12 protein-coding genes are annotated in these 11,268 nt (G+C 73.4%); 6 read left to right on the top strand and 6 right to left on the bottom strand.

The window, feature by feature from the left end; genetic code table 11:
- Nucleotides 1-54 precede the first annotated feature (54 nt).
- The gene (locus G3I53_RS32805; RefSeq protein ID WP_239064229.1) at nucleotides 55-1,407 is read left to right on the top strand and encodes a sensor histidine kinase; all 1,353 of its coding nucleotides are present in this window, start codon (nucleotides 55-57) and stop codon (nucleotides 1,405-1,407) included.
- On the top strand, nucleotides 1,404-2,069 hold the full coding sequence (locus G3I53_RS32795) for a response regulator transcription factor (RefSeq protein WP_164335001.1): 666 nt from the start codon (nucleotides 1,404-1,406) through the stop codon (nucleotides 2,067-2,069). The genes G3I53_RS32805 and G3I53_RS32795 overlap by 4 nt, the downstream gene beginning before the upstream one ends.
- On the opposite strand, the gene G3I53_RS32790 is transcribed toward G3I53_RS32795, so the two are convergent.
- Nucleotides 2,030-2,386, bottom strand: a complete 357-nt coding sequence (locus G3I53_RS32790) for a DUF6332 family protein (protein WP_164334999.1) — start codon at nucleotides 2,384-2,386, stop codon at nucleotides 2,030-2,032. The genes G3I53_RS32795 and G3I53_RS32790 overlap by 40 nt on opposite strands.
- A gap of 81 nt (nucleotides 2,387-2,467) precedes the next feature.
- On the opposite strand from G3I53_RS32790, the gene G3I53_RS32785 reads away from it, so the two are divergent.
- On the top strand, nucleotides 2,468-2,860 hold the full coding sequence (locus tag G3I53_RS32785) for a MarR family transcriptional regulator (RefSeq protein WP_164334997.1): 393 nt from the start codon (nucleotides 2,468-2,470) through the stop codon (nucleotides 2,858-2,860).
- A gap of 66 nt (nucleotides 2,861-2,926) precedes the next feature.
- Here G3I53_RS32785 and G3I53_RS32780 read toward each other — a convergent pair whose 3' ends face one another.
- Nucleotides 2,927-3,805 carry an SDR family oxidoreductase gene (locus G3I53_RS32780; RefSeq protein WP_164334995.1) on the bottom strand — a complete coding sequence of 293 codons (879 nt, stop codon included), beginning with the start codon at nucleotides 3,803-3,805 and terminating at the stop codon, nucleotides 2,927-2,929.
- Nucleotides 3,806-3,994: 189 nt separating this feature from the next.
- Nucleotides 3,995-5,218, bottom strand: a complete 1,224-nt coding sequence (locus G3I53_RS32775; protein WP_164439051.1) for an MFS transporter — start codon at nucleotides 5,216-5,218, stop codon at nucleotides 3,995-3,997.
- A gap of 301 nt (nucleotides 5,219-5,519) precedes the next feature.
- Here G3I53_RS32775 and G3I53_RS32770 point away from each other — a divergent pair, with 301 nt between their 5' ends.
- On the top strand, nucleotides 5,520-6,056 hold the full coding sequence (locus tag G3I53_RS32770) for a hypothetical protein (protein ID WP_164332521.1): 537 nt from the start codon (nucleotides 5,520-5,522) through the stop codon (nucleotides 6,054-6,056).
- A gap of 187 nt (nucleotides 6,057-6,243) precedes the next feature.
- Entirely contained in the window at nucleotides 6,244-6,873 is a 630-nt protein-coding gene (locus G3I53_RS32765; protein ID WP_164332525.1) for a class F sortase, read from the top strand.
- 90 nt (nucleotides 6,874-6,963) lie between these two features.
- Here the strand turns inward: G3I53_RS32765 and G3I53_RS32760 are convergent, their stop codons facing one another.
- The 3 genes from G3I53_RS32760 to G3I53_RS32750 are packed head-to-tail and all read right to left on the bottom strand — an operon-like array spanning nucleotide 6,964 to nucleotide 10,083.
- The gene (locus G3I53_RS32760) at nucleotides 6,964-8,541 is read right to left on the bottom strand and encodes a tripartite tricarboxylate transporter permease (protein WP_343240729.1); all 1,578 of its coding nucleotides are present in this window, start codon (nucleotides 8,539-8,541) and stop codon (nucleotides 6,964-6,966) included.
- A gap of 1 nt (nucleotide 8,542) precedes the next feature.
- Nucleotides 8,543-9,061 (bottom strand): tripartite tricarboxylate transporter TctB family protein, encoded by a 519-nt coding sequence (locus tag G3I53_RS32755; RefSeq protein WP_164332524.1) that lies wholly within the window; start codon nucleotides 9,059-9,061, stop codon nucleotides 8,543-8,545.
- Between the two features lie 38 nt (nucleotides 9,062-9,099).
- Nucleotides 9,100-10,083 carry a tripartite tricarboxylate transporter substrate binding protein gene (locus G3I53_RS32750; protein ID WP_164332523.1) on the bottom strand — a complete coding sequence of 328 codons (984 nt, stop codon included), beginning with the start codon at nucleotides 10,081-10,083 and terminating at the stop codon, nucleotides 9,100-9,102.
- 385 nt (nucleotides 10,084-10,468) lie between these two features.
- Here G3I53_RS32750 and G3I53_RS32745 point away from each other — a divergent pair, with 385 nt between their 5' ends.
- Nucleotides 10,469-11,248, top strand: coding sequence for a response regulator (locus G3I53_RS32745; protein ID WP_164439050.1), 780 nt, complete (start codon nucleotides 10,469-10,471; stop codon nucleotides 11,246-11,248).
- The last annotated feature ends 20 nt before the right edge of the window (nucleotides 11,249-11,268 follow it).

The raw sequence follows: 11,268 nt of genomic DNA, 5'->3' as shown, positions 1-11,268 counted from the left end.
CCGTGGCGCGGGCCGGGCGCCTGGCACGGTCCCGGCGGGTGGCGGGCCGGGGACCTGGAGCCGGGCGACCGGCACGGGCCGCGGTGGCCGTGGCGTTCCACCCTGCTGGTGACCGTGTTCGTCCTGGTCGGCTCCGCCTTCGCGGCGCACGGCCAGCACGGGCAACGGGTCGCCCCCGACATCTGGTCGCAGTTGCTCCTCCTCGCCTCAGGGCTCCTGCTGCTGTGGCGGCACCGGCATCCGGTGGCCGTGGTGTCCGGCACGGTCGCCGTCGTCCTGGCCTACCTGGCCCTGGGATACCCCTACGGGCCGGTGCTGCTGACGGTCGCCGTGGCCTGCTTCAGTGCGGTCGTCCGGGGGCACCGCCGTGCCGCGTGGACGGCCATGGGGGCGCTCTGGGCGGGGCACCTGCTCCTCACCCACCTGCTGTACCGGTGGCTGCCGCCCGCAGGGGACACGGCGGCGTCCTGGAACCAGGAGTTCGTGGTCGCCGCCTGGGCGGTGGCCGTCGTGGCGCTGTCCGAACTCGGCCGGGTCCGCCGGGAGCAGTGGGCGCGGGAGCGGGCCGAGCAGGCCCAGGCCGCCCGGCGGCGCGCGGACGAGGAGCGCCTGCGGATCGCCCGCGAGCTGCACGACGTGCTCGCGCACAGCATCTCCGTCATCAACGTGCAGGCCGGTGTCGGTCTCGCCCTCCTGGACAGCGACCCCGAACAGGCCCGGACCGCGCTCACCACCATCAAGGACACCAGCAAGGAGGCCCTGGGCGAGGTGCGCCAGGTACTGGACACGCTGCGGGCCCCCGGCGCCGCGCCCCGCGCCCCCGCCCCGGGCCTCGGACGGCTGCCGGAGCTTGTGGAACAGGCCGCCGCCGCAGGACTCGAGGTCACGGTGGAGGGGGAGGTGCCGGACCTCCCGCCCGGCGCCGATCTGGCCGCCTTCCGCATCGTCCAGGAGGCGCTCACCAACGTCGTGCGGCATTCCGGCTCGCGGCACGCCCGCGTACACATCGAACACGAACGCGCCGAACGCGCCGGCACGGACCGCGAACGCACGGACCGCGAACGCACGGACCGCGAACGCACGGACCGCGAACGCACGGACCGCGAACGCACGGACCGCGAACGCACCGACCCCGAACGCACCGACCACCGACGCACCGACCGCGAACGCACCGACCACCGACGCACCGACCGCGAACGGGCGCAACGCGGCGGCGGACGGCTGCGGTTGCGGATCGACGACGACGGTCCTGCCACCGGTGCCGACGCGGGCGGCAGCGGCAACGGGCTGGCCGGGATGCGGGAGCGGGCCGCCGCGCTGGATGGCACCATCGAGGCGGGCCCACGCCCCGACGGGGGGTTCCGGGTGCTGGCCGTACTGCCGCTCGACGCCGAGGAGGACCGGTGATCCGCGTACTGCTCGCCGACGACCAGTCGCTCGTCCGGGCGGGGTTCCGGGCGCTGCTCGACGCGCAGCCGGACATCGAGGTGGCCGGTGAGGCGTCGGACGGCGCCGGGGCCGTCCGGCTGACCCGCGAACTGCGCCCGGACGTCGTGCTGATGGACATCCGGATGCCCGGGCTCGACGGTCTGGCCGCCACACGGCAGGTCACCGGGGACGGGGACCTCGCCGAGGTGAAGGTGGTCATGCTGACCACCTTCGAACTGGACGAGTACGTCTTCGAAGCCCTCCGCTCGGGCGCCTCCGGCTTTCTGGTGAAGGACACCGAACCGGAGGAACTCCTGCGCGCGGTGCGGGCGGTGGTGGCGGGTGACGCACTCCTCTCACCCGGTGTGACCCGCCGGCTGATCGCCGAGTTCGCGGCCCGCTCCAAGGAACCGGCCGCCGCGGAGGCCCTGACCGGACTCACCGAGCGGGAACGGGAGGTGATGGCGCTGGTCGGCATGGGTCTGTCCAACGAGGAGATCGCGCGGCGTCTCGTCGTCAGTCCGCTCACCGCCAAGACCCACGTCAGCCGGACCATGGTGAAACTGGGCGCCCGCGACCGCGCCCAACTGGTCGTCCTGGCCTACGAGTCCGGCCTGGTACGGCCGGGCTGGCTCGGCTGATCCGGCTGATCTGCTTGATCCGGCTGATCGGGTCGATCCAACGGGTCTGCGGACCGCCCCGCGGAACGGCCGAAGCGGAGCAGCACGCTGACCACCCGGACGGTGAACAGCACCGGTGCGAGGACGAGTCCGGCGCCGACCAGCAGGCGTTCCACGGGGCCGGGAAGCGAGAAGAGCAGGGCCGGACCGGCCACCGCCCCGAAGACGACGGCGGCGGCGAACGCGGCGCTGCACAGGGCGTAGCCGATCTCCACGGTGATGGCGTCCCGTTCCGCCTGCGTCCGCCGCCCCTGCCCCGTCGTGCCTGCCCCTGTCATGCGTTTCCCCCGATGTGTCGGCCTCCGAGTCAAACAGGCGTGCGCCCGGCGGGCAAGCACCCCTCTGCTACGGTGCGGGCCATGGCGGCGAAGCAGGCCGAACAGGCGCTCGTTCAACAGTGGCGGGACATGCTGGCGCTGCACGCGCGCACTCACTGCGAACTCGACCGGGCGCTCAACGAACACCGTTTGTGCGCCAGCGACTTCGAGGTCCTGGACATACTGGCGGAGGGCTCCGCGAGAACCGGCCGGTCCTACCGCGTCCAGCAGATATCGGAACGCGTCCACCTCACCCAGAGCGCTCTGTCCCGGCTCATCGCCCGGCTGGAGCGGGAGGGGCTCGTCGACCGGGGAATGTGCCCGGAGGACCGCCGGGGGGTGCGGGTGTCGCTGACGGCGAAGGGCCGCGCGCTGCACGGCGAGGTACTGCCCGTGCAGCGCGCTGTCCTGGCCCGGATGCTCACCGGCGGATGACCGGCCGACGGCGATGTCCGACGGCGATGTCCGACGGCACTGTCCGACGGCGTCCGGCCCCTGTCGCTACGGGAGCGGTGTGCCGCCGGTGGCGTTGACGATCTCGGCGGTGATGAAGGACGCTTCCTGGGACGCCAGGAAGACGTATGCCGGGGCCATCTCGGCGGGCTGCGCGGGCCGGCCGATGGGTGCCTGCTTGCCGAACTCGGTGGTGTCCGGCAGCGTCGCCGGGATCAGCGGCGTCCACACCGGCCCCGGGGCCACGGCGTTGACCCGGATGCCCCGCTCGATCAGCATCTGGGCCAGCCCCTGGGTGAACGTGACGATGCCGCCCTTGGTCGTCGCGTAGTCGAGCAGGTGCGGACTGGGCTTGTAGGCCTGCACGGAGGCGGAGTTGATGATGCTGCCGCCCTCCGGGATGTGGGGCACGGCCATTTTGCACAGCCAGAACATGCCGTAGAGGTTGGTCCGCAGGACGCGGTCGAACTGCTCGGTGGTGATGGCCTCGATGCCGTCGGGCTGCGACATCTGGTACGCCGCGTTGTTCACCAGGATGTCGATCCTGCCGAATTCCGACACGGCGCGGTCGATCAGGGCGCGGCAGTTCTCCTCCTCGCGCACGTCGCACGGGACGGCCACCGCCTGCCGGCCGGCCTCCTCGACCCAGCGGGTGGTCTCGTCGGCCTCCTCCTTCTCGCTGTCCAGGTAGGTGAACAGCACGTCCGCCCCTTCGCGGGCGAACGCCAGGGCCACCGCCCGGCCGATGCCGGAGTCCCCACCGGTGATCACGGCCTTGCGGTCGGTGAGCCGCCCGCTGCCGCGGTAAGAGTCCTCGCCGTGGTCCGGGGGCGGGTCCATCGGCCCGGTCCAGCCCGGGTGCGGCTGGTCCTGGGCGGGAAAGTCGGGGGTCGGATGCTGGTCGGCGGGATGCTGCTGATCGCTCACAGTGCTACTCCCTCTCCCTGGGGTCGGTCGCTGGGGTCGGTCGGTGTGGGCGGCGGGCCGGTCGGCGGTCGTTCCGACGGGCGCCGCGCACCGGGTACCCACACCTCGGCCGGTCGATCAGGCGGCCCCGTGCCCGTCTCCGCCCAGCCGGTCGATCAGGCGGCTCCTGCCGGCCCCCCAACCGGTTGATCAGACCGCCTCGATCCCCTCCCCCCGGTCGGTACCTGCGCGGCGGGTGGCGAAGGCGATCACCGTGGCCACCGCGGCCAGCGCAGCCACGCTGGTGAGGGCGGCCGGAAGGCTGAACCAGTCGGCCATGAACCCGATCGCGGGAGGGCCCAGGAGCATGCCGCCGTAACCGAGTGTCGACGCCGTCGCGACGCCGCCCGGGCCCGCCAGCGCACCCGCTCGCTCGACGGCCACGGGGAAGAGGTTGGCCAGGCCGAGGCCCGTGACGGCGTAGCCGAGCAGGGCCGGTCCCACGGACGGTGCCAGCGCCCCGAGCAGCATGCCGACGGCAGCGGTGGCGCCGCCCACGACGAGTGTCGGGGTGCGGCCCAGCCGCTCCAGCAGGGTGGTGCCGCTGAGCCGTCCGGCGGTCATGGCGAGCGCGAAGCAGGAGTAGCCGAGGGCCGCCGTGCCCGGGGAGGCGCCCAGGTCCTCCTCCAGGTGCAGGGCACCCCAGTCCGCCAGCGCGCCCTCGCCGTAGGCCGTGCACAGCGCGATGAGCCCGAAGACGACCACCAGGGCGCGGGTACGGCCGTCGGGGCGGGCCGGGGAGCCGCTGGCGGTCCGGGCCGGCCGCGCCGGGGCCGGCGGATCGCAGCGCAGCAGCGTCCGACCGGCCACCGCGGTCACCACCAGCCCCACCAGCGCCAGTCCCCACAGGTGCACGGTGGGCGACACGGACCCGGCGACCAGCGCGCCCAGCCCGGCGCCGACCATGCCGCCCAGGCTGAACGCGGCATGGAAGCTGGGCATGACCGGCCGCCGCAGCGCGGCCACCAGGTCGACGGCGGCGCTGTTGAAGGCGACGCTGATCCCTCCGTAGGCCGCGCCGAACAGCAGCAGCACGGTGCCGAGGGCGAGAGCGGAGTGGGTCAGCGGCGGCAGGGCGATGCTGAGGGAGAGCAGCACGGCACAGGCGACGGTGACGGGATGGCTGCCGTAGCGGCGGCACAGGCGGCCGGTCAGGGTCATGGTGACCACGGCCCCGGCGGAGACCCCGAGCAGCGCGAGCCCGAGGTCGCTGGCGGAGGCGCCGGTCTGCTGCTTGATGGCGGGGATGCGCACCACCCAGCCGGCGAAGAGGAAGCCGTCGAGGGCGAAGAACGCGGTGAGGGCGACACGGAGGCGGACGAGGTCGGGGCCCGGCGCGACGTGCTGCCGCCGGGTTTTGTTTATGAGCGGCACAAAATCAGGCTAGAGCCGCGCCCGGCCCGGGGCAAGCAGCGGCGAGGGCCTGGGGGCGAGGCCGCCGGACGGCCGGGGGGAAGCGCCGGGCGGCGGGCGGAGTCGCCGGGCCGCAAGGAGAAACGCCGGGCTGCGTCCGTGCGGAGGTGGTCGGATCCCCCTGAAGAGGGGTGTCGTTAACCCGTGTGATCGTCCCGGATGGTGGGAGCGGCCGGTCCGGCTGACGGTGGATCACGTCAAGGCCGGGTCCCTCGTACTGATGCCAAGTCAGCAGCCCGTCCGGGACGGAAGGAAAGTCCAGATGCGCTCTGCCCGCCTGGTGCTCGCCACCGCGACGGCCACCGCCGCCCTCGTGATCGCGGCGCCCGCAGCCTACGCCGATCACTCGGGTGACTGGGAGAAGGACAAGTCCTCCTCCACCAGCAAGGAGTACGACAAGGACAGCGAGAGCAAGCACGACAAGGAGTACGACAAGGGGAGCAAGCACGACAAGCACGGCAAGTACAAGAAGCCGGAGGGCGGCATGCACACCGGCGGCGGGGCTCTGGCCGCGGTGACCGACGGGGACTGGGGCAGCGCGAAGGACCCGAAGTACGACCCGGAGACCTACAAGGACAAGAACAAGGGCGACTCGCAGAGCGAGGAGTCCTGGAGCGGCAAGGACAAGGGGGAGAAGAACAAGGACTGGAAGCACGAGAAGCCGCGCGGTGGCATGCACACCGGTGGCGGTGCGCTCGCCGACCCGGGCGTCAGCGCCGGTGGTCTGGCCGCGCTGGCGGTCCTCGGCACGGGTGCCTACGCGCTGCGGCGCAAGAAGGCGTCCGGAAGCGTGGCGTGAGCCATGCCCGATGACATAGCAGCCGGGGTCGCCGTAGGCGTGTCACGCGTCGCGGCGGCCCCGCTCGCCCGTTCGCCCGATGTGTCCGCTGCCGTGTTCCAGTGAGGTGGTCTTCCCGATGGCAGCCAGCCCTCTGTCCCCCCGTGCGAGCGATGAGCGGCCGCCCCGACGACGACTGCGTGCCGTGATGACGGCGGTCTTCTGGGGTGCGGCGGCCCTGGTCCTGGCGGTGAGCCTGCTCGGCGGCCGGGAGAGTCCCCCCGACGACGCGCACGTGCCGCACGCCCCGCCCGCCGTCGCGGCCTCCACCACCGCTCCTCCCGCATCCACCGCTCCGTCCGCGAGCGCGACGCCCCACAAGCACCTGGCGCGGTCGGCACCGACCCGGCTGCGCATCCCCGGCATCAAGGTCGACGCGCCCTTCACCGACCTGGCCGTCGGCAAGGACGGCCGGCTCCAGCCGCCCCCGGCCGACGACACCAACCTGGTCGGCTGGTTCGCCAAGGGCGTGTCCCCGGGCGAGCTCGGCACGTCGATCATCGCCGGGCACGTGGACACCAAGACGTCCCCGGCCGTGTTCGCGCGGCTCGGCGAACTGAAGAAGGGCGACAAGTTCCAGGTGGCGCGCGCCGACGGACGCACGGCCACCTTCGTGGTGGACGGTGCCGAGTCCTTCGACAAGGACGACTTCCCCGACGAGCGGGTGTACGCCGACACCCCGGACGCGCAGGTCCGGCTCATCACCTGCTCGGGCGACTACGACCACTCCGTGAAGGACTACACCGAGAACCTGGTGGTCTTCGCCCACCTCGTCTGACCACGGCGCCCCACGGGGCGGACCGTCGCCCCCGGGGTCTCGGACCCCCGGACCCCCGGGTCTCCCGAGGACGTGAGGATTCCGCCCCGCTCAGCTGTCGTCCCGGCCGGGCGGATCCGCAGCCCCCTGATCCGCCGCACCGGGAACCACCGGAACCGCCTCCCGCCGTACCGCCTCCCGCCGCCCCGCCCCCCGCCGTACCGCCTTCCGCAGCAGCGGCCAGGCCAGCAGCAGCGTCACGACCGCGTACACGGTCACCGAGAACGGCGTGTTCACCAGCCCCGTCGCGCTCCCGTCGCTGATCTGCAGCGCGCGCCGCAACTGCTGCTCGGCGGCCGGGCCGAGGATGACCCCGATGATCGCGGGCAGCACCGGCAGGCCGTAGCGCCGCATGCCGAACCCGATCAGCCCGATCACCAGCAGGATCACCAGGTCGGTCACCTCACCGCCGACGGCGTACGCGCCCACCGCCGCGAAGAACAGGATGCCCGCGTACAGGTAGGGGCGCGGGATGCGCAGCAGCCTCGCCCAGACCGGGGCCAGCGGGAGGTTCAGGGCGAGCAGCAGGACCATGCCGACGAACAGGGAGGCGATCAGCCCCCACACCAGGTCGGGCTCCCGCTCGAACAGCAGGGGGCCCGGCTGGATGCCGTACTGCTGGAAGGCGGCCAGCATCACCGCGGCGACGGCGGTGGTCGGCAGGCCCAGCGTCAGCATCGACACCAGCGTGCCGGCCGCGGAGGCCGACGCCGCCGACTCCGGTCCGGCCACGCCCTCGATCGCGCCCTTTCCCCACTCGTCCCGGTGCTTCGACAGCCGTTTCTCCGTGACGTACGACAGGAAGGTCGGGATCTCCGCGCCGCCCGCCGGGATCGCGCCGAACGGGAACCCGATGAACGGGCCGCGCGCCCAGGCCTTCCAGGTGCGCCGCAGGTCGGCGCGGCCCAGCCAGGGGCGGCCCACCGGGATCGGCTCGGGCGGGCGGCGCCGCAGGTGCGCGGCGACCCACAGCGCCTCCCCGATGGCGAACAGGCCGACCGCGACGATGACCACGTCGATGCCGTCGGCCAGTTGCAGCGAGCCGAACGTCAGGCGCTGCTGCCCGGTCATCGCGTCCAGGCCCACCAGGCCGATCGTCAGTCCGATGAGCAGCGAGGCGAGGCCGCGGACGCGGGAGGAGCCCAGCACCGACGTGACGGCGATGAACGCCAGCACCATGATGGCGAAGTAGTCCGGGGCACCGATGTCCACGGCGAGGTCGGCGACCGTCGGGGCCAGCGCCACCAGCAGGATTGTGCCGACCATGCCGCCCGTGAAGTGGCCGATCGCGGCGGCCGCCAGGGCCTGCGCGCCGCGCCCCGACTTCGCCATCGGGTTGCCCTCCATGGCCGCGACCACGGCGGCGCTCTCCCCGGGAGTGTTCAGCAGGATGGAGGTGGTCGAGCCGCCGAACATGGCGCCGTAGTAGATCCCGGCGAACATGATGAACGCGCCGGTCGGGTCGAGCCCGTACGTCACCGGCAGCAGCAGGGCCACCGCCATGGCCGGGCCGATGCCGGGCAGGACGCCGATCGCCGTGCCGAGCAGCACCCCGACCGCGGCCCACATCAGGTTGACCGGTGTCAGCGCCGTCCCGAAGCCGTCCATGAGGGAGGTGAGGGCGTTCACGTCACAGCACTCCCATCAGCGGACCGCCCGGCAGCGGCACTCCGAGCAGGTGGTTGAAGACGGCGTAGGCGACGAGGGAGACGACCGCCGCGATGAGCGGGTCGCGGTCGAGGCGGCGGCTGCCGAGCGTGAAGGCGGCGCCCCAGAACAGCAGCGCGCCCGCGACCGGGAAGCCGAGCGGCTCGATGAGGACGGCCGATCCGAGGAACACCCCGGACAGCATCAGCACCGTGCGCCAGTCCGCCGGTTCGGAGAGGTCGACGTCCTCGCCGCCCTCGGCCCGGCCCCGGCCGCCGCGCAGCACGTCGACGGCGAGGAGCGCGGCGACGGCCAGCAGGCCCCCGCCGACCACGAACGGCACGGTCCGCGGCCCCACAGGCCCGCGCTGGGTGAGGTCGACGTCCATGGTGACCGCGTCGGTGAGCACCAGCACGCCGATCACCAGCAGCAGGGCGCAGACGCCGAGTTCGGAGTGCTCGCGCAGCCAGGAGCGCCGTCGTCCCGGCTCCGGCGCGGACAGCGGGCCGGCGGGGGAGGAGGGGGCCGGGGGCGGTGTCGTCACAGTCCCAGCTCCTTCAGCACCGACACCACGCGCCGGTCCTCGGCCTCCAGGAAGTCCCCGAACTTCTCGCCGGTGAGGAAGGCGTCGTCCCAGCCGTTGCGTTCCATGGACGCCCGCCACTCGTCGGAGTCGTGCAGGGCCTCCGCCAGCCGGATCAGCTTGCTCCGTTCGGCCTCGGTCAGTCCGGGCGGGGCGACGAGGCCGCGCCAGTTGGTGAAGTTCACGTCGTAGCCCGCCTCCTGGAGGGTCGGCGCGTCGAGGCCGGGCACCCGTTCCGGCCCGGTGACGGCGAGCAGGCGCAGTTCGCCGGCCTCGATCTGGTCGAGGTACTCACCGACGCCGGAGACTCCGAAGGCGACCTTGCTGCCGAGGATCGAGGCGAGCAGTTCGCCCCCGCCGTCGAAGGGGATGTAGTTGACGTCCCTGGGGGAGATGCCGGCGGCCCGCGCCATCAGCATCGGCGCGAGGTGGTCGGGTCCGCCGGGGGAGGACCCGCCGCCCACCGGCAGCCCGCCGGGGTTCTTCTTCCAGGCGCCGATCAGGTCGTCGATGGTCCGGTACGGGGAGTCCGCGGCGACCACGACGACGTCCTGCTCCTCGGTGAGCCGGGCGATGGGGGTGGTGTCGGCGAGGGTCCTCGGCGCGTCGTTGGAGCGGACGGCGCCGACCACGCCGAGGCCCATCGACATGGCCAGTTTGCCGTTGCCGTGTTCGCCGACCAGCCGGCTCAGCCCCACGGTGCCGCCGGCGCCGGGCAGGTTGAACACCTCGATGCCGTGGGTGAGTCCGGCGTCCTCGGCGTTCTTGGCGGCGGTGCGGGCCGTGATGTCGTAGCCGCCGCCGGGCGTGTTGGGGACCATGAGGCGCAGGCCCGGGATCTGTGTGCCGGTCCCGGTGCCGCCGCCGGTGGAGAGCAGCGGCGGCCCCACGAGGACCAGCACGGCGGCCCCGAGCAGGGCGAGGGGGGTGCGCAGGCGCACGTGTGCCACCACCTGTTCGGTCGGTCGTCCGGAAGGAAGTACGCCAGACCCCGCACGGGAGAGGGTGACGTGGGCCACATGGTGCACGGGGGACGCGGGGCTGTCTCGCTTGCGCAAGCAACGGAGCTTGTGGTCATTGCGTCAACGGGTCATTGCGTCAACGGCTCATTGCGTCAACGGCTCATTGCGTCAGCGGAGCCGGGCGGGGGCGGGGTGCGGGTCCGGCGCGGGCCGGGAGGAGAACGCGGGACCTCTCTGGCGCTCGCCCGCCGGGTCTGCGAACGTCACCGCGGTGGGATCACGGTGCCCCGGCCGCGAGGCGGGGCGGGGCACCGCGCAGGACGGTCAGCCACCTCGCGGACGCGGTGGCGGAAGGAGCGGCACGATGACGACCAGCACGCCGGGCGGACGCCCCACGACCGTGGCCGACGACACGATCGACGTGCTCGTGGTCGACGACGACTTCCGGGTGGCCCGGGTGCACCGCGCCTACGTCGCACGGGTGGAGCCCTTCCGCGTGACCGGTGTGGCCGGCACCGGTGAGGAGGCGGTCGCCGCCGTCGGTGAACTCCGCCCCGACCTCGTGCTGCTGGACCTGTACCTGCCGGATCTGTTCGGCCTGGACGTCATCCCCCGGCTGCGGGCCGCCGGGCACGCGTGCGACGTGATGGTGATCAGTGCCGCCCGGGAGGCGGACAGCGTGCGCGGCGCGGTCCGCCTCGGCGTGGTCGACTACCTGCTGAAGCCCTTCGCGTTCGAGGACCTGCGGGCCCGGCTGGAGCGTTACGCCGTCCAGCGGGGCCGGCTGCGGGACGCCGTGGTGCGCGGGCAGGCCGACGTGGACCGGGTGCTGGCGGGTGCGGCGGGGCCCGTCCCGGCGGCGTCGGAGCTGCCCAAGGGCATGAGTGTGGAGACGGCGCGGCTGATCGAGCGCGCCCTGCGGCAGGCCGACGGCACCCTCTCGGCGCGTGAGTGCGCCGAGTCGACCGGTGTCTCCCGGGTCAGCGCCCGGCGGTACCTGGAGCACTTCCACACCGTCGGCAGCGCGGAGGTGTCGCTGCGGTACGGGGCGGCGGGCCGGCCGGAGCGCCGGTACCGGTTCGTGGACGGCACCGGGGCGCGGACCGCGCGGGAGCCGTGGTCCCGGGGCGGCGCGGGCGTCTGACGCGCAGGCCGCGGGGAGGT

The organism is Streptomyces sp. SID14436 (assembly GCF_010548465.1).
Classification (GTDB): Bacteria; Actinomycetota; Actinomycetes; order Streptomycetales; family Streptomycetaceae; genus Streptomyces.
The sequence above is the reverse complement of the archived record's forward strand: the minus strand, read 5'-3'. Positions and strand labels throughout refer to the sequence as shown.

What these genes read in the sequence shown, in the direction of transcription:
- G3I53_RS32770 (WP_164332521.1), top strand. Translation starts at nt 5,520, where the DNA reads ATGCGCTCTGCCCGCCTGGTGCTCGCCACCGCGACGGCCACCGCCGCC.
- G3I53_RS32745 (WP_164439050.1), top strand. Translation starts at nt 10,469, where the DNA reads ATGACGACCAGCACGCCGGGCGGACGCCCCACGACCGTGGCCGACGAC.
- G3I53_RS32765 (WP_164332525.1), top strand. Translation starts at nt 6,244, where the DNA reads ATGACGGCGGTCTTCTGGGGTGCGGCGGCCCTGGTCCTGGCGGTGAGC.
- G3I53_RS32790 (WP_164334999.1), bottom strand. Translation starts at nt 2,386, where the DNA reads ATGACAGGGGCAGGCACGACGGGGCAGGGGCGGCGGACGCAGGCGGAA.
- G3I53_RS32785 (WP_164334997.1), top strand. Translation starts at nt 2,468, where the DNA reads ATGGCGGCGAAGCAGGCCGAACAGGCGCTCGTTCAACAGTGGCGGGAC.